Genomic DNA, 22,369 nt, shown 5'->3' on the forward strand with positions numbered 1-22,369 from the left:
TTTATGCTAAAACTAATTATCGCAAATTAAATTCCAATGAATTTAATAAAGGGGCTATTCTATAATTTTTTTGTGAATTATAGGGTTTATTTAGTATGGCCCTCTTGCGATAACGAAGAGCAGCATAATCCTGTCTGATCCATGTAAACAGAGATCATTGGTAGTTACTTAAGTGGCTAGCATTTTTTTCTGTATATAACAAAGGACTTTATGAGTTTGTTCTCATAAGGTCTTTTTCTGTTTTTAGGAGGTGAGTATTCCCACAATAATGAGCTATTAAAACACAAAATCGGAGGGAATAGACGTGATAAAATATGAGTTAGTGAGTAATTATCGTCATGATGAAAAATTGAAGGCAAGCTTTAATGATTTAGCCATCGAAACATTCGGCTTAGATTTTAGAGGCTGGTACAACAAAGGCTATTGGAATGATCGATATATTCCGTATTCTTTTGTTCAGGGAGGAAAAGTGATTGCCAATGCCTCTATTCATAAAATGTCTGTATTAATAAATGGTCAACGATTAAAAGGGATTCAAATTGGTACGGTGATGACCGATGAAAAGTTTCGCCATCAAGGTTTGGCTAAGCAGTTAATGCAGCATATTCTCAAGGAATACGAAGATGCCTGTGATTTTATGTATCTTTTTGCCAATGATACTGTACTAGATTTTTATCCAAAGTTTGGCTTTACACGAATTCATGAAAGCGCATTTAGCTTAGACCTCACGGAAAAGCCTATTCCACTGAGGGAGGATGCCATCGTCCGACAGCTGACAATTGAACAGGATCTAACACTCCTTGAAAACTATGCGAAAAATCGTCATATCCTTTCAAATATTGTAGATGTTGAACAAAACGATAGTTTATTAATGTTTTATTTCACCCTAGTATTCCAACATGCCATTTACTATTTAGAAGATTTAGCAACCATTGTGTTAATGGAGGAAGAGGACGGGATATTAAATATTTACGATATCATCTCCCAACAGGCAATCAATGCGGAGGCTGTGTTAGCAAACATTGTGAAGCAAACAACGAAAAAGGTGGTATTTTATTTCACCCCTAACTTTGCGATGGACGGCATGACAGCAACCATCACACCAAATGATGACGATGCCTTATTCATCCTATCGAAAAAGTCACTCCTACAAGGTAACTTTATGTTCCCTTTAACATCCCATTGTTAGTCTGGACATGAGCGCTTTTAACAAAAATTCATCAAAGCAAACATAACATGAATACTAGCTCGTACCTTCAAAGGTGCGGGCTTTTTTTAGCCATTTATGATATTTTGTCAAATGGCTGTAACATTGTTGTTTTATGATACAAGCATCATATGAATGGAATTGAGGTTAAACACTATGAAAAAAATGCTCATCATCTTATTTGCAGTAATGATAAGCTTGTACGTAGCCAAACTATGTGGGCAGGACAATAACGATGAAATGAAATTTGTCGACGACATTGCGCCAATCGCTGTTGCATTACATCAACAAAACGGAGAGATATTGCCTAGTATAACAATCGCGCAGGCTATTTTAGAATCCAATTTTGGACGGAGTGAATTGGCTGTCAATGCCAATAATTTGTTTGGGATAAAGGGACGGTATCAAGGAAAGTCCATCAAAATGCCGACAATCGAATATCAAAACAATAAAAGCTATACAACCGAAGCTGAATTTCGAGCCTATCCTGATTGGAAAAGTGCAATAAAGGACCATCGTCAGCTATTATTAAATGGAACGAGCTGGAATGCCCATCAATATGATGAGGTGCTGAAGGCGACCAATTATCAAGAGGCAGCCTATGCCTTAAAAAAAAGCAATTACTCGACGGACCCTTTATATCCTGAAAAATTAATTGCGATTATCGAACAATATCATTTAGGAAAATATGATCAATAGGAGTTCTATAAAATGAATATACTCATTGCTGATGATGAATTAGATATGTTAAAGATTTTACAAAGCTATTTTCAAAGGGAGGGTTTCACTGTCTTTACTGCTACAAACGGGGAGGAAGCACTTGCGATATTTTATCAACAAAAAATTGATTTAGCGATTTTAGATTGGATGATGCCTAAAATAGATGGTATTACGGTTTGTCGTGAGATGAAAAAAACACAAAAAATCAAGGTTTTAATGCTTACAGCAAGGGACACTGGTGAGGATGAATTTCAAGCGCTAGCAGATGGAGCTGATGATTATGTTCATAAACCATTTTATCCAAAAGTACTCATTATGAGGGTGAAAAAATTGCTGCAAATAGAGTCTGTCCAGCAACTAAAGGAAGTAACCTTCGATATTGCTAGCAAGCGCGTTTGGCGAGCAGGGACAGAAATTGAGTTAACCAAAACAGAATTCGAGCTGTTACGTGTTTTTAGCCAGAATCGCAGACAAATCTTAACGAGAGATCAGCTCTTAGATTTAGTGTGGGGACTGGAATATGTCGGAGATCCTCGTACCGTCGATACACATATTCGACGATTACGAGAAAAAATAGGAGAGGACATTATCCAAACACATAGAGGTGTTGGATATAGTACAAGCGAATGAAGCAAAAAATTGGCACTAAATTAACCATTTATATCACATTCGTTGTGATTGTTACGTTTACGATTTCGCTTGTCGTCAGCCAATTTTTTCTGCCTAAATATTATCTCTATCAGTTAAATAAAAAAGTAGCAGACGCTTATGAAACGTATCAGACCAAGGATGAACCTAGCCTAGTGGAACGACAATTTGATGTCACAATCATCACTGTGCCTCTTGAAGGTTCCATCGATAATTTGAACGAAAATTTAAGACTACAGCTGGCGAGAGAACAGATCGCTCTTAATAAATTTTGGGTTTCAGAAGAAGTGCTACAAGACATAGCTAGAGAAAAAATAGTAGGCAAACTGTATGATCAAGGAAAACAAAAATCGAGCTTTCTTGTGCATTATGTCAAAGAGGGAAACCAGCTTGTAATGATTGGAGCCTCTATGGCTCATTTTACGGATATTGCTTCTTTTATCAATCGCTTTAATTTCGTCTTTTTAATTGCCAGTATTTTAGTAATTATCATGGTAACAGCCCTCTTATCTCGCAAGCTGACCAATCCATTAAATGAGCTACAACAAGTGGCGCAGGAAATTGGCGCACTAAATTTTCAGCAGGCAAACATTCAAACAGGTGATGAAATCGAAGAATTAGCCAAAAGCATTAATAAAATGAGTCAAACACTGGAATCAGCCCAACAGCAATTAACGCAACGCAATCTGGATTTGAAGCAATTTATGGTAGGCTTAACACATGAGCTAAAGACGCCTCTTGCTTTAATCAACGTATATGCAAGTGGAATGGAAGATGGGATGGATGATGGAACCTATTTAACCGTTATTCATCAGCAAATAGATCGAATGGAAAAAATCATCACAGATATGCTTTATTTCGCTAGAACTGAAGAAAACGATTCGAAAGTATCCAGCTTTGATGTTATTCAGCTACTGCAACAAATCATTCATAGCTATCAGCCGCTGCAAGGAGATAAACAAATTTTTCTTCAATCAGAACTAACTGAATTCATGCTAAACACCGAGCAAGAGAAAGTCCATTTTATTGTAGAGAATTTGATCAGTAATGCTGTCAAGTATACCTCTGGTCGTGACATATTCATCTGCTTGGATTCACATGGTAGGCTAGAAATTACGAATGATACCACACTGCCAGATATCTCTAAAATATGGCAGCCATTTTATGTAGGGGAAAGCTCTCGAAACAAGCATATTTCAGGAACTGGTCTCGGTCTCGCCACAGTGAAAAGTCTTGCTGAACAATTAGGCTACACGACTAAATCCACATTAGCCGATGGGAAAATCACCTTTACAATTGATTTTTGGCAGAGGGGATAGTGCCTTACTCTTTACAATGATGTAGATGGGGACTATTTCCTCCAATAGAGGAGTTAGACCATGTTTTCCACGAGGATTTTCTTTACATGTAGAGGTATTTGCAACAGAGCAAAGTGGGGGTAGCCATTATCTATGCTGATTGAAACTCCATAAAAGTGGTATCTTTTTAGCAAAGGTTGCACAAATAAAATGAAGGTGTTCATCCCTCATTTTATCGATGGCTGTTGTGACTAATACTTCTTCACATTGAAAATAAGAGCGTATTCTTCTCCTAATGATGTGCTATTTTATTCATTACTACTTACTAGTAAGAAAGACAAAAAGCCACTTAAGATTGGAGTAAAGCCAGCGTCACTCTTAGGGGATTAGCATAGTAGCTTATCGGATGCTGGCAGAACAGAAATCAAATTAACATCATCTTTCAACATGAAAAGGGGGAGATCACATGAAGTGACTCCCCTTTTGTTTATTAGGAAAGTATACGAATAGTTGAATCAGTTTTTGTTCTCACTTTTAACGTTAGCAGCATGAGAACAAACATTACCACTAATAGGGCGAAAAGGGCAACGTCAAATGTATTAGTGACATCTTTTATAACCCCAACAAGCATCGGAATAATTCCACTAATAATATAGCCACCAAATTGAATCATGGCTGTCCATTCGCTTGCAGCTTTTGGTGTAGTCGTTGCATCTAAAGGTAGAATCATTGCTAATGGGAATAAACCACCAGCACCAATCCCCGTTAATGCGGCACAGAGAATTGGAGAAGTCCCGCCAATTATTAATAATAGGATGCCGATAAAGGAGCTGAAAGCACATAGTAGCATCCAAGGTTTTCTCTTCACACTATTATTAATGATAATTGGAATAATAAAGCTACAAATCATTTGCATAACAGAAAAAATAGTAACCGTTGTTGCGGCATATGCATCACTATAACCCATGTCCTGTACTTTTGGCGCAAGCCATGTTGCCAAGGAATAATAAACACCCGATTGTAAACCAAACATCACCATCAAAAGCCAAACATAACGATTTCCCCAAGGTAGTCGGCTTTTTTGACTGACAGCTTGCTCTGCTATGTTTTGTGATTGATGTGATTTTTTTATAATAGGAATCCAAACGATGATTCCTACTAGTGCAAACAAAGACCAGATCGCTAAAGCGATGTTCCAAGATTGGTGAAAAGCATGCATAACAGGCACAACTAAGCCAGCACTTAAAGATGCACCAATCCCCATGCCAGCTGAATACACACCAATCATCGAGGATGAGGATTTAGGAAAATGCTTTTTAATATAACCAGAAATTAGTGGACCTGTAATGGCAATGCCTATTCCGCTAAAGACAGCTGTCAATAATAAAAGAAAAGGGAAAGTCGCTACTAAACGTAATGCAGTTGATACGCCAATTAATAAAACCGATAACGCTATCGTCAGCTCAATGCCCCACCGTGCACTTAACTTTCCAGCCAGTGGTGCAAAAAGCCCCATACAAAAAACAGGTAAAGCCGTTAGTAAACTGACGACAACACTCGACATCTGTAAATCGGCCTGGATATTTTTCAGCACGGGTGAGATGGATGTAATGGAAGCTCGTAGATTCATAGAGAGTATGAATAAAGAAAAAACGCTCCAAATAATATATAGATTTTTTGATTTTGCTATCATTGAAAGCACACCTCTTTTTGTCAATATAGATGATTATTTGATATACTATAATTAACTTTTTATTTTAAAAATAAACTATAATTTATCGACTTGTATACTATAATATACTTAATATACAAAGTCAATGAAAGGGGTGCGCATAATGAATGAGGAAAATATTGACTTATCTGGTCAAGTCGGGGTTAATCTAAGAGAAATTCGAAAAAACAAAAGGATGAGTTTAGAGGAGCTAGCGAATGTCAGCAATGTTAGTAAATTGACATTAGGGAAAATTGAAAGAGGGGAAACAAATCCAACCGTCAATATCCTTTGGAAAATATGTAGAGGACTTAATATTCCACTCGTTTCTTTATTAACATTTGAAGAACATACAGAAGTCCATCGATTCGGCTCAGAGTATCAATTTGCAGGGCATAATAATGACTGGTTTGTCGAACCATTATTTAAAACACATGGATCAGAGTGGTATAGAGGCTGTATCGAGCCAAATAGTGAGTACAGTGAATGTCACTTAGCAGGGTCTGAAGAAATTGTACTTGTGTTAAATGGACAATTAGAGCTGAAGGTCGGAGAAAAATGCCATCAGTTAAACCAATGGGATGTCATTAAATTTAAAGGTGAAGAACTTCACACTTACATCAATCGCTCAAATGAAAAAGTCCATTTGATGCTATCGTTAACGTATACAACGCCATAAATAAGTACTTCTCACAAAATACAAGGCAGAAACATGACACTCGTTTCTGCCTTGCTCATCAGACAATCGACCATTCAGGTATTTTTTAGACCAGCAGCAAAAATGGGCCATTTAGTGTGATGGTCGATAATATTCGAGCCATTTCTTGAGGAGATTCTTGGCCATCACAAAGTAGCCATTGCTGTACAACCCCGATATGTGCCGAAGCAAGATACTCTCCTGGCACAAGTAAATTTTCTAATTTAAGTGGGGTATCAGTACTTTCAAATAATGTTTTCCACATAAAATTCTTCAATTTCGTCTGAAAAGATAAATCTCCGTTTGTACCTAATACTGCTTTCATAAACCGCCGATTTTGATCTAAAAATTTAAATATTAAAACAGCTATTTCAGTCACATCATTTAGTAGTGTTTTCACACAAAAATCGTCCTTACTTGGAATAGTAAAGACGATTTTTCATTATTCTTTATTAGATATAGCCCCAAATCATACATAATAATGTCTCAAAAATCGTTACGAGAGCGATGATTAATGCATAATAGATATTTGTATAAATCGCAGGCTTATCCTTTGTTTCACTAGCGTGCATAAAGATCACTAATTGTAGGCCAGCCTAAATAAATGCTGTAACTAATAAAATTGTCATAGTAATGGGAAAAGATAGATCAAAAAAATACACACAGGCTGCCATCGTTGTTAGAATTATCGACAGACCAAATCCTATTACTTGTTTCAGTGGAAATAAATCCGTCATGTTATACCATTCCTTTCAAGTAAATGAAACTGAAAATAAAGATCCAGATCACATCTAAAAAGTGCCAGTATAAAGAAAAGATGAATGATTTATTGGCTGTTTCTGGTGTCAAGCCGCGTTGTATTAGTTGATAGATAATAAATATTCCCCAGAATACCCCAAATGTAACATGTGCACCATGTGTTCCTAATGTTGTTAAAAGGGCAGCCTTAAAGGCACTCGTCTGTAAGCCTGCTCCTACATGTACATAGTGCATAAACTCGTAAACTTCAAAACCAACGAATACGACACCGAGTAGTAGTGTCAAAAGATAGAACATGATCATCGCTTTCGTATAGCCCTTACGCATGGCGTGAATGCCTAAGCCGATAGTAAAGCTACTTGTTAAGAGAATAAATGTTTCAATCAAAACAGGTGTGATTTCAAAAATGTCGGCTCCTGTAGGGCCATTTCCTGTACGGTCCACTAAAACAAAGTAGCCTGCAAAGAGCGTCCCAAACAAGTAAGGGTTTTCTTCAAATGTGAAGGACTGAATTGAAAGTGGATGGCAAAAGTAATAAGGAAGTGGATGGTTAGTTCTGAAAGATGTTATAGTATGATTGCCTTTTTAGCTTATTTCCTAGAGCTAAGAAGGATATGGCATGACTGAGGTGAGTATATATGGACTGGAAACCTGATCGAACAGCAAAAAAGGCTATCTATAAACAGCTTGCAGAATATATAGAAAAGGGGATTGCAGACGGTACATTTCCGCCCGATAAACCTTTACCATCTGAGCGTTATTTAGCACATGCTTTAAATATCAACAGAAGTACTGTCGTTAGTGCATATGACGAATTGGAAGCAATAGGACTTATTGAACGAAATCGGGGAAGTGGCACAACCATTAGCAAGGACATTTGGGGGATCACAAGGAAACGAATTCCTAGCTGGAATCGCTATATTGAGGCGGGCTCTTTTTTACCGAATCTACCTGTCACGCAAAAAATAAGAAAAGAGGCTGTTGATCACAAATTAATTAATTTAGCTTCAGGGGAATTATCAGAAGATCTTTTTCCAAAAAGTGCTTTAAGAGAAATTACAGCAACGCGTTCTTTTATTGGTAGTCTCGGCTATGACCATCCGCTAGGGAGTGAGATACTGCGAACTACTCTTACGCAACATATTCAACAAAGCAGGGGAATCGCAACAAAGCCTTCTTCCATACTGATTACATCAGGGGCACAGCAAGCCTTACATTTGATTGTCCAATGTCTGTTGAAGCCTGGAGATGCAGTCGCTATTGAAGATCCTTCTTACAACTTCAATCTGCCTATTTTTAAGACAGCTGGCTTGCAAATCCATTATCTTCCTGTTGATAAGGATGGCATTAACCCTGAAGATGTGCAAGCATTATATAAAAAACACCGCATTAAAATGATTTTTTTAAATCCTGATTTTCATAATCCAACGGGGTCTTCGTTAGCTTTAAAGAAAAGAGAAGCTGTTTTAGACATATCCTCTAAGCTGGGCATTCCTGTAGTAGAGGATGATCCCTATAGCTTAACAGCCTTCTCAGGGGATAAAATGCCTACACTTAAATCGCTCGATAACAATGGCAATGTTTTATATATTAGCTCGTTGTCCAAAATTGTGGCATCAGGATTACGAATTGGCTGGATAGTTGGTCCAACATCTGTTATTGAAAGGCTATCCGATGCAAAGCAACAAATCGACTTTGGTCATTCTAGTTTTACGCAATGGATGGCCAATGATTTTTTAGAGTCACCCAATTTCAATTTGCATATCGAGCATTTAGTGAAGGAATTAGAAACACGACGCGATACTATAGTGCACAGCCTAAATACGTATTTACAAGACCAGGTGACGTTTTCCATTCCTCAAGGTGGAATTCACATCTGGTGTCAAGTATTGAGAGAATATAATGAAACGCAATTACTAGAAGAGTCGATTAAACGAGGTGTCATTTATGTTCCTGGATCAACGATGGGCTCTAAAAAGGATTTTGTTCGCTTTACTTATGCAAGGGAAGATGTTCATTCAATTGATGAAGGAATTAAAAGGTTTGCTCAAGCTCTTAATAGCTTCTAGAAATTTTGTAAATTATAGACAAGTGGATGTCTAAAAAACTGGGAAAGTGGATGTTTTAAAATTGATAGAAAGCATTTAACATAGAGTCATGGATAACAACTATCCATCAAGGCTAACTACTATCATGGCAGTGTGGATGGATTCACAATTATTCACACAAGTAATGAAATCTATTAATTGTCTGGAAGGTGATGGGACAAACCTGTTGGTAGCAAGAAAAAGGCATGTGTGAAGAGGTAGTTCGCGCTATTCGCTATTAAAAAGGTTGATTTAAAAAATAGAAAGAACCCACTTTTAATAAAGAGGTTATACAAATTCACAACAAGTATCGTTGATTTTCTCAGTTTTACCTGTTCTAACAGTCTCAAATGTTAGCTTTTTGCTGCTGATGAGAAAGCATCAAGGCAGTCACACCTTATTATATTTTAATTCCCACAACGGTTATAAGGGAAATAGGCACTCCTTATATACCAACATTTAAATCTTAGTTATAGCCACCTCGTTTCGATGTTTAATCGACATGAGGTGGCTGCTTTGTGTCTCTGAAAATAGTTGAGTAATGTAATGAATTTTACTATTCTGATTATATAGACTAATTTATGGTCCAATAAGGGGGATATAAATGGGGTTACAGATAGGCGAAAAAATTACATTTGAACGCACGTTTACAAGGGAAGACGTTGAATTATTTACAAAGGTGTCCAAGGATGAAGGGGTTCATCATATTACACCTGATGAACAAGGTCGTTTTGTTGTGCAAGGTCTTTTAACAGCCACGCTCCCTACAAAGGTCGGTGGTGACTATAATGTATTGGCTCGCACAATGAATTTCGAATTTTTACGGCCAGTTTTTAGTGATGATACTATTCGTTGCGATGTCATAATCAAACAATTTGAACCCGATGAAAAGGATCGAACGGCTATAACTACCACTTTTACCTGTGTAAATCAGCTTGGCAAAGAGGTGTTAAAGGGAAGTTTTTCAGGGATTATTTTATAAATTATTCATGGGTGTTAGTAGATGAGAAGTGCAGAACGTCTATTTCTAAGTGCTAATTATATAGCACCAAACCTCGAATGGATAGAAGAAGATTGGAAACCAAGTATTTGGACAAAGTAAATGTGCAATTTTGTACTATAATAATATAAATAATAGATGTAATAATTCAAAGAGATAAACTTGAAAGGGAGTTTGCTTCGTGAATATTACATCTTTTTTAATGTACTGTTTTATTATTACGGTTACACCAGGACCAACAAATATTATTATTCTAGCAACGACACAGAATTATGGTATTAAAAGAGGGTTACATTTTTCTTATGGTTCTACGATTGCATTTTTCTTGTTACTCGTATTATCAGCTTTTCTAAATACATTGTTTTCAACATGGATTCCGAATGTTTTGTTGATGATGCAAGTTATTGGTACTTCCTATATGCTCTATCTTGCTTACCAAATATATAAAATGGAAACTACCAATGAAAGCCAAAATAAAACCGGCAATTTCTCATCAGGGTTTTTGATGCAGTTTTTAAATCCTAAAGTAGTATTATTTACAATGACAGTTATTCCAAGCTTCGTTTTACCTTATTACGATTCGATTTTGGCGTTATCATTAAGTATATTAGCCATTACCATTATTGGTTTCATTGCTTTCTTATTATGGGTATTATTTGGAGCAATCTTTAAACAATTTTTACAAAACCATAAAAAAGTAGTCAATGTTTGTATGGCCTTCTGTTTGGTCTATGCAGCCATCATGATTTGGACCTAAAAGAGGTGAGCACAATGCAAAGTTTTACATACAAAAAGACAGATGGAATTACCGCATTAAAAGCTAGTTTTACAGACTTTCAATACAAAAAGCATGCCCATCAAGAATATGCATTTGGTGTCACGCTGAAAGGTATTCAGCATTACTATCTAGATGGGCATTTACAGCTCTCTCATCAAAACGGTGTTATGTTTTTTAATCCTGAACAAGTTCATGACGGAATGGCTTATAATCGTGAAGGACTTGAATATGTAATGCTTTATATCGATCCAGCTTTATTTTTAGAAGCAATTCAACAGAAAGATATTGTAAGTTTTGAGAAACCAATCATTTATAATAATCATCTTAAGCAACATATATTAAATCTGTCACATGCTGTTTTAACAGAAAAAAATTCCACATTATGTAACGAACTATTTTTACAATTAGCTGACAGTTTAGTTGAACAAGATTTTAATTCGCCTTTAAAAAAGGATCATTTTATCGTTAACAAAGCTAAAGAGATTATTCATTCCTATGCTGATAACGTACTAAAATTAGAAGATATTTGTCAGGAGCTACAATTGACGACATTCCAATTTATTCGTCTATTTAAAAAGCAAACAGGTATAACCCCTTATCAATATTTCTTAAATTGCAAAATGGAAAGGGCTAAGTCGATTATCGAGCAAACAGCGGATATATATGCAGCAGTCGCTCAATGTGGCTACGTTGATCTACCTCATTTGAACAAGCAATTTAAACGTATTTTTGGCATAACAGCTTTTGAGTATTTATCTTTTATTCATAACAGATAACACCGTGAAAGACTACAAGAAATTGACAACGCTTGTCCTATGTAATGCAATAGCACAATATAGTGGGGTGATCATTAGAGTTTCGAATAATCGCCGCTACTTATAATAAGTCGCCACAACCATTTACGAATGAACGGGGGAAGGCTTAATAAAAATATAATGAAAAAAAGTCGCATTCCTATTGTTTAGGAATCGACTTTTTTGTGAAAATAATTATGTAAAACACATTGAAATAAAGCATGTCTTATGATAAATTTATATAGATAGACATTGTGTATTTATTATACAGCGAACTATCCCTATCTTAATTATATAATACATTCTATTCTTTCGTCAACACTTTTAATAGTCTTTTTTTTTTTGAGGGGTGGTTTTGATGAAATCAACAGGGGCAAAACAGCAGATTGGGGGAAAAATGAACGAAGCAGTTCAAATCTTTTAAGGACTTAGAGGTAATCGAACGGCTTCCTAAACATGTGAATGAAATTGAAAAAGATAAAGAAAGTAGGACTGATACTATATGTCAGAGAAAACCATTTCAGTTGAGACAAAAACGCCATACGGCATGATTGCCATTTTATTTATTGGGGCCTTTGTTGCTATATTAAATGAAACCTTACTAAACATTGCGCTTCCAGCTATTATGATTGAATTCGATGTGAATGCAACGGCAGTACAATGGCTTTCAACAGGTTATATGTTAATTAACGGTATTTTAATTCCCGCCAGCGCGTTCTTCATTCAACGCTTTACGGATAAAAAATTATTTATTACCGCGATGGCCTTGTTCACATTGGGTACATTTTTAGCTAGTATTGCACCTGCATTTGGTGTGTTATTAGGGGCGCGAATGATTCAAGCTGCAGGATCAGCGATTATGATGCCTCTATTAATGAATGTGATGCTGACTGCATTTCCGGTCGAAAAACGAGGCGCTGCAATGGGGATGTTCGGTCTCGTAATGATTACAGCTCCAGCTATTGGACCGACTCTTTCGGGGTGGCTAATTGAGCATTACAGTTGGAGAATGTTATTTGATCTTGTGCTACCAATTGCCATCCTAACATTAATTTTCGCAGCCTTTAAATTAAAGAATGTGACGCCTCAACGTCCTATTAAGCTCGATGTAATTTCACTTATTTTATCAAGTATTGGATTTGGTGGCTTGCTTTATGGCTTTAGTTCTGCTGGAGAAAAAGGATGGGATAATGCCCTTGTATACGGAACGATCATTATTGGAACGCTCGCTTTAATTACATTTATCCTTCGTCAGCTACGACTGGAGGAACCAATGCTTGAGTTTCGTATTTTCAAATATCCAATGTTTGCCTTATCATCAGCCATCTCCATTGTCATTTCGGTGGCGATGTTTTCAGCTATGATTTTAATGCCGATTTACGTTCAAACAATCCGTGGAATTTCACCAATGGATTCAGGTCTACTCATGCTACCCGGTGCGATTGTGATGGGGATCATGTCACCTATTACAGGGAAGCTTTTTGATAAATATGGGGCGAGAAGCTTGGCCGTATTTGGCTTGATTATCACCATCGTAACGACGTATTACTTTAGCAAAATTAGTATGGATACGGCTTATTCTACACTAGTGGTGCTGTATACATTACGTATGTTTGGGATGTCTATGGTAATGATGCCAGTAATGACAAATGGTTTGAATCAGCTACCAGCGCATAATAATCCACATGGAACGGCAATGAACAACACATTACAACAAGTTTCAGGCGCAATAGGTTCAGCAGTATTGATTACGATTATGAACAATAAAACAACTGTCAAAGCAGAGGAATTAGCTGCAAGTGCGATGAACAATATGAGTGCTAATGCAACTCAAACAACGTCACAGTCTGCTGCGGAATTAAAGCAACAAATGATGAACGAAGCCATGCTACATGGTATAACTTATACATTCTTCCTGTCAACATTGATTGCAGCGATTGCACTCGTCCTTGCCTTCTTTATTAAGCGAGTTAAACCTAGTCATGAAAATCATGCTAGTGGGGAAGTTAATGAAAAAATAGTGGAAGAATAAATAAACGGGCGTTGCTAAGCTTAAGCAGCGCCTGTTTTTATTTGGATAAAGGAGATTTATAAAAAAAATTATCGATACAACTCAATAATTTGGCCGGTTATCTATTCAGAGCTAAAATGAATCCCATCTTTGAGCAACTCCTAGTACAGAAGAAGCAAGAATATCCATTGATAACGTTATTTCTTTAGGATTCGCAAACTCTCTCTATCACGATCAAGTCCGGTAACATCATATGGAATTTTCTTTTGAAGCAAGGGTGTCAATCTGCAAAGTTAGCGTTATTTTTACCGAAAAATCGTTGGAAATATCGTACACTACTTGTTTTAATAGATCATTCATATCTATAAAATGCAAATAAAAAGTGGCTCGATTTAGCTCGGTACGTTCGGCTAATATAGCGTTTATCTTAATCTATTTATATAATTTTGAAGTGAGTATAATTAGTGCGGGCTTTGGAGGTGGGGGAGCTAAAGAACAAAAAAGGCGTCTCATCCATAGATGAAACACCTCTTTGAAGTTAGTTATTGAGCTAATCGTTGGATAAAAGCATCTAATTGTACGAGTGTAACATTGTCATTCACCCCAAATACATTGTCACCTTTACCAACTGTAACTTTATTGGAAGCGAGGATGGATACATAATTGTTTGCCCAATGAGCACTTGGAACATCGACAAATTGTTCTGCCGCTCCTTGTTGTTTTAAATGAAATGCTTCCACTAAAACTTTCGATAATTGACCGCGTGTCATAGGAGAACCTGGATTGAATTTGCCATTTTCATCCCCCGTAAAAACGCCGATTTTTTTAAGTGCCTCAGCAGCACCCGCATATTTAGACGATGGTTTTACATCAGGAAAACTTGAATTGGTGCTACTAGTATCTAATTGTAATTGCTTAGCCAGTTTAAGAGCTACTTCTCCACGTGAAGCATAAACGCTAAAGTCGATTTCAGCATCTTTTACTTCTCCAAACTCATTTTCAGTGAAGTTCGCCACGCGTTTTGCCCCTACGTAACGAGATCCCCAGTAATGAGGGTCATTGATGTTATCAATTTTAACACCAGAACTTGTAGTAGCTGAAATAAAACTGCTGTCACCTATGTATATGCCGACATGGGAGATACCACTTCCCGAAGTATTAAAAAATACTAGATCACCAGTCTTCAATTGATCTTTAGCAATCGAAGTACCTTGCTGATATTGAGCTTTGGATGTACGTTCTAGTGAAATCCCTAGCTTTGAAAAAACAATTTGTGTAAATGCGGAGCAATCCACACCTGTCTTAATATTTGTGCCCCCATATTGATAAGGTACACCTATATATGCTTTTGCTGTATTTGTTATATCTGCTATTGTTGCCGCTTTCGCTTCATGAACACCTATGCCTGTGAAGAACATAAATGAGGCGAAAATGGGTAGTAACCATTTTTTCTTCAATTAAATCTTACTCCTTTCAAAAAACTTTCGCTTTTGAACTAAAGTAAGAATAGCATGAAAGAGACAAGAGTTATTTTTCAATAATATTACCGATTACCCCTAAACGGCTAAATTGAAACCTTAATTTTAACTGTGTAAAACTTCTGCAATAATCACGGGTAATTTTACCAAAAATATATGAAATTATTGGATGTATAGGGATATAAGTGCTATTTTATATATTTCATCTATATTAAAAAACCAAAAACCATTGAACAAAATATAAAAACATAGAATTATGACAAATGATTTGGGAAGAATTAGTCGATAATCAAGAGGTGAAAAATCCATTCAAAGAGAGGGACATCATTTTAACAGGAAATGAAATTAACCTGTGAACCTCATTACTTAATAACCTGATGGGAGGGATTCTATTGCAGCAGATTTTTAATAAGTTAATAAAACAGAACATCAAGCCATTCCTTTCGATGCTTGGCTACAACAAGAAAAGTTTGAATTTCTATAAAACAACCGAAAATCTTATCTATATGTTCAATTTCCAAAAATCCGCTGGTAATACAGCTAATAATGTCATGTTTTATATGAATTGCGGTATTTACGCAACCGAGTTGGCACACATTCAATCGAAAGAGATTCTGACAGCACCAAAAGAAGCAGAATGTCACTTCCGAGCAAGAATTGAATCAATTGTCGAAGGTATACCTGATCTCGATTTTCCATCCATCCTACTGCGAATATGGATAGTCTAAGAAAAATGCTACTTCGTGGGATGAAAGAGGCTCCTCATTTCTTTGAATCGATGACTAATGCCAGATCCATTATAGACTATTACACGTCTGGCCCATTTTTACATCTAGGTGAAGAGAGCTTTCATTTGTTATTGCAAGCTGATGATGTAACAGCAGCTAAGCGTTATTACCATGAATTGCAGAAAAAGGATGGAACTGAACAGCGATGGGCTATTTTCGAAAAAAATATAAGGCTATCTTCAATCAATTTGGAGTGAAACTTGATGAAGAGTAGCTATCACAAAACTAGAACTCCTTCTTCATCGAATAGCCGGTTTTCTATTTTAGCTTTCATTTTGATCATTTACGGTCGTATTCAGTATAGTATCTAGTATTCTTCCAGTAATGGGCATAAAGAAATGCAGGATAAAGCCACCTAAGCAAACCGTTAATAATGTACCGACACCGATTGGTCCTTTACACAACATCGCCAACACTAAGAAAAAGAGGTAAATAACCGTTCTTGAGAAAAAAATCGATTTGTTTGTTTGCTCTTTTATAATTAAGGTTAGTCGGTCTACAGGAATTGGCGCAAAATTTGTATGTAAATAGGTTGCCGTTCCTAATCCTGTCACAACTAGCCCTATGCCAAAATAAACCACCTGATTATACCATAGTATTGCTAAATCATTTAATAGCAGTAACCACATATCAATTCCTATACCTGTGATAAATGCTGTGATCAGCCCTACTATTTCAGGCTTTTGTCTAGCTAATATGGAATTACTACCGACTAATAGGATAGCCAAAATGATTTCCCAGCTTCCTACAGTTAGACCTACATGATTAGACAATCCGACTAAAACCGCATCAAAAGGGGAAGTCCCAAGGTTGGAATGAATTGTTAGAGAAATACCTAGCGTTAAAATGAAAATGCCTACTACATAAAAGATATATTTCAAACGAAAGCCCTCTTTTCATTTTTATTGCAAATACAATAAAATTACGTTAAATTGACTATATACTCTTTTTATTGCATTTGCAATATAAAATCTAGAAAGAGTTCACGATAAGGGAGTGGAAGCAATGACCGTTAAATTAGAGGAATGTAGTCTAGCAAACTTAAAAAAGCTTCAAGAAATAAGCATCGAAACATTCAATGACACGTTTAAAGACCAAAACTCGCCTGATAATATGAAAGCTTATTTAGAGCGTGCATTTCATGATCATCAGCTAGAGCAGGAATTGACCAATGTCGATTCAGCCTTCTATTTTATCTATGATGATGAAGAAGTAGCTGGCTATTTAAAAGTAAATGTCAATGAGGCACAATCCGAACAAATGGGGGATGAATCACTCGAGGTGGAGAGAATTTATATTCGACATAAATTTCAAGGCAAAGGGCTTGGTAAATACCTCATCAATAAAGCAATGGAAATAGCTATTGCACATAACAAAATAAGCATTTGGCTAGGCGTTTGGGAGAAAAATGACCATGCTATCAGTTTTTATAAGAAACTTGGCTTTGTTCAAACAGGTGCTCATTCTTTTTATATGGGGGATGAAGAACAAATTGATCTCATCATGACCAAAACGCTCGAATAAAGTGATAATGGCAGAAACGTTGATAAAACAACATTTCTACCATTTTTATTAGTCATTTCTATTTTTCTTCATGGCTTCGACCAATGCATCAGCTTGAGGTTGTTGTTCTTTATAAAGCTCGCTAATAATATTGGCATAATCATTAGCATTACGATTTTGACTTAATTTATAGGCAGCCTGCACTTCGTCTATCTTTATTTTAAATCCTTTAATCCCTTTTATTTCTTGCTGTAAAAGCTCAGGCGATAGTTTATCCCACAAAACAGGGTTTTCTCGGAATTTCTCATATTTTTCTAGTAAGCTAGTCAAATCTTGCTCTAACTCTTTTCCTTCCATAAGGCTTGCTTTTCCGTATACATGGACAGCTTGATAATTCCAAGTTGGCACATCTTCATGCTCATACCAAGAGGAAGAAATATAGGCATGAGGCCCATTAAATATGACGAGAAGATCATTCACGTCCTCAAAAGTCTTCCATAAAGGATTTCCATAAGCTAAATGACCTGTCAGGTAATAGTCATCCTGAATTTTATTTAGCAGTACAGGGATATGAGCTGCTATTGGTTTACCTTTTCGAATTGAAACAATTGTCGCAAAGGAATTGTTTTGAATAAAATCTTTGATTTCTTCAAAATCCGTTATTTTATAATACTTTGGAATATACATACAAATCTCTCCTTATATCATCAAATCATTGTGAGCTTTTTAAATAAACAAACTATTGTGATCACACGTCTTTACATTTTCTCCTCTACAATGTAGATTTTATTATAATCAATCACTGGTACCTCTTAAAAGTGCCAGCAAAGCTATTTTCAAAGGAGCCAATAAGCCATGCTCGAAATGACACCCAACTTGAATAATGAAGAACCACTTTATCTTCAGTTATACAGCTATATAAAAGCTGAAATTCAAAATGGAAATATTTTAGCTCAAACCAAATTGCCGTCTCAACGCAGCTTAGCTAAACATTTACAGATTAGTCGCAACACGGTTGATGCAGCTTACCAGCAGCTCCTTGCAGAGGGCTATGTAATTAGTAAAGAACGAGAGGGGCTTTATGTTGTAGAACTCGAAAGGGGCTATTTTCAAACAAGTTCTAATCATTTTGAACCGCAGTTAGCGACTCCGCAGGAACAACAGCTATCTTCAATTAAGTACAACTTTAATTATGGAGATATCAATTTAAAAGATTTCCCCTATAAAATATGGCGTACATTAACACTGCAAAGCCTGAATGAAGAGCAGGCTCATCTGCTTTTATATGGAGATCCGCAAGGGGAGCTTGAATTAAGGAATTACATCGCAAGCTATCTTTATGAAGCAAGAGGGGTTCAATGCCAAGGAGACCAAATTGTCATTGGTGCAGGTCTGCAATTTCTAATGGGCATCGTATGTAATTTAATTGGAAGAAACGAGCTTTTTGCTATGGAAGATCCAGGGTATTATCGCGTTCGTTACTTGTTTGAGGATCATGGTATAAAGATGAAGCCCATTCCTCTCGATGAACAAGGCATTCATATCGAACAGTTAAGAAAAAGTAGGGTCAAGGCTGTTTATGTCACTCCTTCCCATCAATTCCCCATTGGAACGGTTATGCCGATTTCAAGAAGACTAGCATTATTAGAATGGGCAAAAGATGAAAATGCTTATATTATTGAGGATGATTATGATGGTGAGTTTCGATATGCAGGTAAACCTATACCTGCTCTACAAGGATTAGATTCGAATGACCGCGTCATCTATATGGGCACCTTTTCAAAATCATTGATTCCTTCCATCAAGCTAAGCTATATGGTTTTACCAAGGGAATTAACCCTTTTATTTAATAACAACAACTACTATGTTCAAACTGTATCGAGACTTCATCAGCATACCTTACAGTTATTTATGGAAAGTGGGCATTGGGAGAGACATTTGAATAAAACACGGAATGGCTATAAAAGAAGATATGAGGCTTTACTAAAGTCCATTCATCAAATATTAGGGGATAACGTGAAAATACATGGGGCTAGTAGTGGCTTACATATTCTACTCGAACCAAATAATAAAATGTCTGAAGAAGAACTAATTGAAACAGCAAAACTGGCAGGTGTAAAAGTATACCCAACCTCTATTTTTTACGCCAATCCTTCCGTCATACAGCATGCAAAAGTTTTGCTTGGATTTGCAAATTTAGAGGTAGAAGAGATTGACAAGGGGATTAAGCTATTAAAAAATGCATGGTTTGATAGCCCTAGCATGTTGTGACTGTCTTTGAAAGCTCTATTTCTATAGATCAGTGGAAGTGGAGAGGGACTTATGCATGTAACAGCAAAAGTTGTGTTAAATCATATTATTGCGGAATCAGCATATTTTATTGGCATTGCACAAACCATCTTATTTCAACAGAAATTGTAAGACTTGGCGAGTTAAAAAATGGAGTTTGGTAGAAGAAACTCTTACCAAATTCCATTTTTCATAACGCTATCTTTGTCACAATATTAACTATTCGGAATTTTCTCTTTATACTTTAAGGAAAGAAGGCTTAAAGAATAATTCTTAAGTGTATCTGTGTTAATAAAATCATTTAGAATACCTTCAATGGAACTACAATGCTGATTAATTAAATTGATTTCTTCTATATAATTTGAATCAATCGAAGCTTCTCTTAACGTTTTAAACACTACTTTCTGTTCATTAAACAAATAGATCAATTCAAACCTAGCATTCAGTATTAAAATAGTAATCTCCGGAAAAACAATTCGATCTTTTAAAACTTCAAGAATGCAATCGACAGACTTTACGCCTTCTATCGCATGCAAAGATGAAAAAACACCATGTAATAATTCTTCAAAATCAACCTTCATTTAAATCCTCCATCAATCATAAATCCTTTCTGATCATAACACTCTTTCAGAAAAATTTTAATGCTTAATATTTTCCTTCAATAATGTGGAATGGACCCATGCAAACGATAAAGATAATAAGATTTAGCCATTAAGGAGTTTCCCACAAATGGGATGATAGAAAGAATGTTAATTATAAAATTATTTAACAAAAGAAGAAGAATGGGAAAAATTAAATTTCCCATTCTTCTTTATATATACTAGGGTAATTGATGCTGCATTTTCTTACCTGGCTTACTTGCTTTATTTATTACGGTCCATATGCCGTCTTTCTTTTGCAGCTGATAGCTTATAAAGGTGTCACTTGGTTTCAATATCATTAAAAAGAAGAATCCATTTTGAAAATGGACTCTTCTCTAAATGATTCCTTTATGACAAAGATATTGTTTTCGTTGCCACGGTTTGTTGAAAGGCTTGGTCATGCTCCACAAAAATCATTGTAGGGTTAAAACTTTTAATAAGCTCTTCAATCTGCATGCGCGAATAAATATCAATAAAATTTAAGGGTTCATCCCAAATATAGAGATGTGCTCTTTCGCACAAACTTTTGGCAATCAACAGCTTTTTCTTTTGCCCACCTGAATAATGTGAGATGTCTTTATCAAATTGAATTCGCTCAAAGTCCATCTTCCGCAGAATAGATTTAAATAACGTCTCATCTATAGCATGCTCTTCAATAAAATCCGATAACGATCCCTTCAAATGAGCAGTATCCTGTTGAACATAGGAGATAATAAGGCCAGCAGCTAAATGTATAGAGCCTGTATGCTGTATAGGCTTGCCAAGAAGCAGCTGTAGGATACTACTTTTTCCGCTTCCATTTTTGCCATCGAGAACAATACGATCACCTTGCGTCACCTTGAAGCTAATAGGCTGATTCACAAAGTTGTCATCGTACTGAATCGATACATCCGTTACAACAACCATGTCTTTTGATGGAAATGCTAATGGTTGTACTTTTAAAGATTCCGTTTTTTCAACATTTTTTAGCAGTTTTGATTTTTCATCAATCGCTTTTTGCTGCCTAGATTCCAAGTTCTTTGCTCGCTTCATCATCTTGGCTGCTTTATGTCCAACAAAGCCTTTATCCAGCTTAGAACCCGAATTCGTAGTTCCATTTTTGGAAGCCTCCACTTGATTAGACCAACCTACCGAACGCTTGGAAGACTGCGTTAAACGGTCGATATCTTTTTGCAGACGTTGATTAGTTGCTTCTTCATGTTCCTGCTGTCGATCAAAATTTAACTTCCAAGTTGAGTAATTACCACTTTGAACATCAATATTGGCTCTATTGATCGATAAAATATGATCAACACAGCCATCTAAAAAGGCTCTGTCATGCGAAATTAAAATAAATCCTTTTTTCTTGCGTAGATAATCAGAGACCGTCTTTCGTGCATCTGTATCGAGATGATTGGTTGGCTCATCAATTAATAGAAACTGTCCCTCTGTTAAAAAGAGCGCTGCAAGCAACACCTTTGTTTGCTCTCCATTAGATAATGTTTGAAAAGGGCGATACATGACCTCAGCATCGACATCTAGATAGGCTATTTCACGAATATATTCCCAATCTTCTGCCTGAGGGCAAATTTCTTCAAAAATTTCGTACGTATATTTGTTTGGGTCTGAAACAGGATAGGGGAAATAAGTAAATTCTACTGAAGAAATGATGTTCCCACTATACTCATAATTCCCTAATAGCAAATTAAAAAATGTTGTCTTCCCACGACCATTCCTACCGATAAATCCAAGTTTCCAATCTGTATCGATCTGAAAGTTGACACCCTCAAAAATATGATCAAAGCTGCTTGGGTAAGAAAACGTTAAGTCTTGTACTTGTATCATTGACATGATAATTCCTCCTTTGTATAGCAAATCATTTTTCTTTTTTTATACAAAGTCGGTACATCCATCGATGCTAAATCTCTCCGTATAAGTTGATGGATGCTAACGACTTATACGGAGCATCACATGCGTCACA

Annotated in this window: 21 protein-coding genes and 2 pseudogenes; 14 read left to right on the forward strand and 9 right to left on the reverse strand. The window is 36.2% G+C overall.

The features are described from left to right. The first annotated feature begins 304 nt into the window (after positions 1-304). The 4 genes from V6670_RS11385 to V6670_RS11400 all read left to right on the forward strand — a co-directional run bounded on the left by V6670_RS11385 (position 305) and on the right by V6670_RS11400 (position 3,894). A complete protein-coding gene (locus V6670_RS11385) occupies positions 305-1,189 on the forward strand; it encodes a GNAT family N-acetyltransferase (RefSeq protein ID WP_141904372.1) in 885 nt (294 codons plus the stop codon). 174 nt (positions 1,190-1,363) lie between these two features. After that, positions 1,364-1,906, forward strand: a complete 543-nt coding sequence (locus tag V6670_RS11390; RefSeq protein ID WP_141904371.1) for a glycoside hydrolase family 73 protein — start codon at positions 1,364-1,366, stop codon at positions 1,904-1,906. A gap of 12 nt (positions 1,907-1,918) precedes the next feature. Continuing rightward, complete coding sequence (locus V6670_RS11395) at positions 1,919-2,557, forward strand: response regulator transcription factor (protein ID WP_338651132.1); 639 nt, start codon at positions 1,919-1,921, stop codon at positions 2,555-2,557. Beyond that, on the forward strand, positions 2,554-3,894 hold the full coding sequence (locus tag V6670_RS11400) for a HAMP domain-containing sensor histidine kinase (protein ID WP_338651133.1): 1,341 nt from the start codon (positions 2,554-2,556) through the stop codon (positions 3,892-3,894). The genes V6670_RS11395 and V6670_RS11400 overlap by 4 nt, the downstream gene beginning before the upstream one ends. 469 nt (positions 3,895-4,363) lie before the next feature. On the opposite strand, the gene V6670_RS11405 is transcribed toward V6670_RS11400, so the two are convergent. Further along, on the reverse strand, positions 4,364-5,566 hold the full coding sequence (locus V6670_RS11405; protein ID WP_036126373.1) for an MFS transporter: 1,203 nt from the start codon (positions 5,564-5,566) through the stop codon (positions 4,364-4,366). Positions 5,567-5,708: 142 nt separating this feature from the next. Between V6670_RS11405 and V6670_RS11410 the strand changes: the two genes are divergently transcribed. Beyond that, positions 5,709-6,263, forward strand: coding sequence for an XRE family transcriptional regulator (locus tag V6670_RS11410; protein ID WP_141904367.1), 555 nt, complete (start codon positions 5,709-5,711; stop codon positions 6,261-6,263). Positions 6,264-6,337: 74 nt separating this feature from the next. On the opposite strand, the pseudogene V6670_RS11415 reads toward V6670_RS11410, so the two are convergent. The 3 genes and pseudogenes from V6670_RS11415 to V6670_RS11425 all read right to left on the reverse strand — a co-directional run. Beyond that, positions 6,338-6,639, reverse strand: a pseudogene (locus V6670_RS11415) (TetR-like C-terminal domain-containing protein); the annotation flags it as partial. Positions 6,640-6,733: 94 nt separating this feature from the next. After that, positions 6,734-7,018 (reverse strand): annotated as a pseudogene (qoxD, locus tag V6670_RS11420) (cytochrome aa3 quinol oxidase subunit IV). Position 7,019: 1 nt separating this feature from the next. Next, on the reverse strand, positions 7,020-7,520 hold the full coding sequence (locus tag V6670_RS11425) for a cytochrome c oxidase subunit 3 (RefSeq protein ID WP_338651138.1): 501 nt from the start codon (positions 7,518-7,520) through the stop codon (positions 7,020-7,022). Positions 7,521-7,678: 158 nt separating this feature from the next. Here V6670_RS11425 and V6670_RS11430 point away from each other — a divergent pair, with 158 nt between their 5' ends. The 5 genes from V6670_RS11430 (at position 7,679) to V6670_RS11450 (ending at position 13,731) form a co-directional block, all read left to right on the forward strand. Then, positions 7,679-9,109 (forward strand): PLP-dependent aminotransferase family protein, encoded by a 1,431-nt coding sequence (locus tag V6670_RS11430; protein ID WP_338651140.1) that lies wholly within the window; start codon positions 7,679-7,681, stop codon positions 9,107-9,109. A gap of 622 nt (positions 9,110-9,731) precedes the next feature. Then, the gene (locus V6670_RS11435; RefSeq protein ID WP_141904365.1) at positions 9,732-10,109 is read left to right on the forward strand and encodes an enoyl-CoA hydratase; all 378 of its coding nucleotides are present in this window, start codon (positions 9,732-9,734) and stop codon (positions 10,107-10,109) included. A 199-nt stretch (positions 10,110-10,308) separates the two neighbouring features. Then, positions 10,309-10,884: a LysE family translocator gene (locus V6670_RS11440; RefSeq protein WP_338651142.1), complete on the forward strand. Its 576-nt coding sequence runs from the start codon at positions 10,309-10,311 to the stop codon at positions 10,882-10,884. A gap of 14 nt (positions 10,885-10,898) precedes the next feature. Then, positions 10,899-11,681, forward strand: coding sequence for an AraC family transcriptional regulator (locus tag V6670_RS11445; RefSeq protein ID WP_338651144.1), 783 nt, complete (start codon positions 10,899-10,901; stop codon positions 11,679-11,681). Positions 11,682-12,201: 520 nt separating this feature from the next. After that, positions 12,202-13,731, forward strand: coding sequence for a DHA2 family efflux MFS transporter permease subunit (locus V6670_RS11450; protein ID WP_338651145.1), 1,530 nt, complete (start codon positions 12,202-12,204; stop codon positions 13,729-13,731). 521 nt (positions 13,732-14,252) lie between these two features. On the opposite strand, the gene V6670_RS11455 is transcribed toward V6670_RS11450, so the two are convergent. Beyond that, positions 14,253-15,167 (reverse strand): NlpC/P60 family protein, encoded by a 915-nt coding sequence (locus tag V6670_RS11455; protein ID WP_141904361.1) that lies wholly within the window; start codon positions 15,165-15,167, stop codon positions 14,253-14,255. A gap of 413 nt (positions 15,168-15,580) precedes the next feature. Between V6670_RS11455 and V6670_RS11460 the strand changes: the two genes are divergently transcribed. Both V6670_RS11460 and V6670_RS11465 read left to right on the forward strand, forming a co-directional pair. Next, the gene (locus V6670_RS11460; RefSeq protein WP_338651148.1) at positions 15,581-15,916 is read left to right on the forward strand and encodes a DUF4304 domain-containing protein; all 336 of its coding nucleotides are present in this window, start codon (positions 15,581-15,583) and stop codon (positions 15,914-15,916) included. 50 nt (positions 15,917-15,966) lie between these two features. Further along, a complete protein-coding gene (locus V6670_RS11465; RefSeq protein ID WP_338651150.1) occupies positions 15,967-16,173 on the forward strand; it encodes a hypothetical protein in 207 nt (68 codons plus the stop codon). A gap of 66 nt (positions 16,174-16,239) precedes the next feature. On the opposite strand, the gene V6670_RS11470 is transcribed toward V6670_RS11465, so the two are convergent. After that, a complete protein-coding gene (locus V6670_RS11470) occupies positions 16,240-16,857 on the reverse strand; it encodes a YitT family protein (protein WP_338651151.1) in 618 nt (205 codons plus the stop codon). 124 nt (positions 16,858-16,981) lie between these two features. On the opposite strand from V6670_RS11470, the gene V6670_RS11475 reads away from it, so the two are divergent. Beyond that, positions 16,982-17,500 (forward strand): GNAT family N-acetyltransferase, encoded by a 519-nt coding sequence (locus V6670_RS11475; protein WP_338651153.1) that lies wholly within the window; start codon positions 16,982-16,984, stop codon positions 17,498-17,500. Positions 17,501-17,548: 48 nt separating this feature from the next. On the opposite strand, the gene V6670_RS11480 is transcribed toward V6670_RS11475, so the two are convergent. After that, positions 17,549-18,166 carry an FMN-binding negative transcriptional regulator gene (locus V6670_RS11480; RefSeq protein WP_338651155.1) on the reverse strand — a complete coding sequence of 206 codons (618 nt, stop codon included), beginning with the start codon at positions 18,164-18,166 and terminating at the stop codon, positions 17,549-17,551. 168 nt (positions 18,167-18,334) lie between these two features. On the opposite strand from V6670_RS11480, the gene V6670_RS11485 reads away from it, so the two are divergent. Further along, positions 18,335-19,750, forward strand: a complete 1,416-nt coding sequence (locus tag V6670_RS11485) for a PLP-dependent aminotransferase family protein (protein ID WP_141904357.1) — start codon at positions 18,335-18,337, stop codon at positions 19,748-19,750. A 233-nt stretch (positions 19,751-19,983) separates the two neighbouring features. Here V6670_RS11485 and V6670_RS11490 read toward each other — a convergent pair whose 3' ends face one another. Both V6670_RS11490 and V6670_RS11495 read right to left on the reverse strand, forming a co-directional pair. After that, positions 19,984-20,349, reverse strand: coding sequence for a hypothetical protein (locus tag V6670_RS11490; RefSeq protein ID WP_141904356.1), 366 nt, complete (start codon positions 20,347-20,349; stop codon positions 19,984-19,986). Positions 20,350-20,757: 408 nt separating this feature from the next. After that, positions 20,758-22,239 (reverse strand): Lsa family ABC-F type ribosomal protection protein, encoded by a 1,482-nt coding sequence (locus V6670_RS11495; RefSeq protein ID WP_141904355.1) that lies wholly within the window; start codon positions 22,237-22,239, stop codon positions 20,758-20,760. Positions 22,240-22,369 lie beyond the last annotated feature (130 nt).

The sequence above is a fragment of the Lysinibacillus sp. Y5S-8 genome (assembly GCF_036894365.1).
GTDB classification, from domain to species: Bacteria; Bacillota; Bacilli; order Bacillales_A; family Planococcaceae; genus Lysinibacillus; species Lysinibacillus fusiformis_D.

Coding starts and splice junctions, on each gene's coding strand:
- V6670_RS11390 (WP_141904371.1), top strand. CDS start 1,364: ATGAAAAAAATGCTCATCATCTTATTTGCAGTAATGATAAGCTTGTAC.
- V6670_RS11395 (WP_338651132.1), top strand. CDS start 1,919: ATGAATATACTCATTGCTGATGATGAATTAGATATGTTAAAGATTTTA.
- V6670_RS11400 (WP_338651133.1), top strand. CDS start 2,554: ATGAAGCAAAAAATTGGCACTAAATTAACCATTTATATCACATTCGTT.
- V6670_RS11405 (WP_036126373.1), bottom strand. CDS start 5,566: ATGATAGCAAAATCAAAAAATCTATATATTATTTGGAGCGTTTTTTCT.
- V6670_RS11410 (WP_141904367.1), top strand. CDS start 5,709: ATGAATGAGGAAAATATTGACTTATCTGGTCAAGTCGGGGTTAATCTA.
- V6670_RS11430 (WP_338651140.1), top strand. CDS start 7,679: ATGGACTGGAAACCTGATCGAACAGCAAAAAAGGCTATCTATAAACAG.
- V6670_RS11435 (WP_141904365.1), top strand. CDS start 9,732: ATGGGGTTACAGATAGGCGAAAAAATTACATTTGAACGCACGTTTACA.
- V6670_RS11445 (WP_338651144.1), top strand. CDS start 10,899: ATGCAAAGTTTTACATACAAAAAGACAGATGGAATTACCGCATTAAAA.
- V6670_RS11450 (WP_338651145.1), top strand. CDS start 12,202: ATGTCAGAGAAAACCATTTCAGTTGAGACAAAAACGCCATACGGCATG.
- V6670_RS11465 (WP_338651150.1), top strand. CDS start 15,967: ATGACTAATGCCAGATCCATTATAGACTATTACACGTCTGGCCCATTT.
- V6670_RS11475 (WP_338651153.1), top strand. CDS start 16,982: ATGACCGTTAAATTAGAGGAATGTAGTCTAGCAAACTTAAAAAAGCTT.
- V6670_RS11480 (WP_338651155.1), bottom strand. CDS start 18,166: ATGTATATTCCAAAGTATTATAAAATAACGGATTTTGAAGAAATCAAA.
- V6670_RS11485 (WP_141904357.1), top strand. CDS start 18,335: ATGCTCGAAATGACACCCAACTTGAATAATGAAGAACCACTTTATCTT.
- V6670_RS11490 (WP_141904356.1), bottom strand. CDS start 20,349: ATGAAGGTTGATTTTGAAGAATTATTACATGGTGTTTTTTCATCTTTG.
- V6670_RS11495 (WP_141904355.1), bottom strand. CDS start 22,239: ATGTCAATGATACAAGTACAAGACTTAACGTTTTCTTACCCAAGCAGC.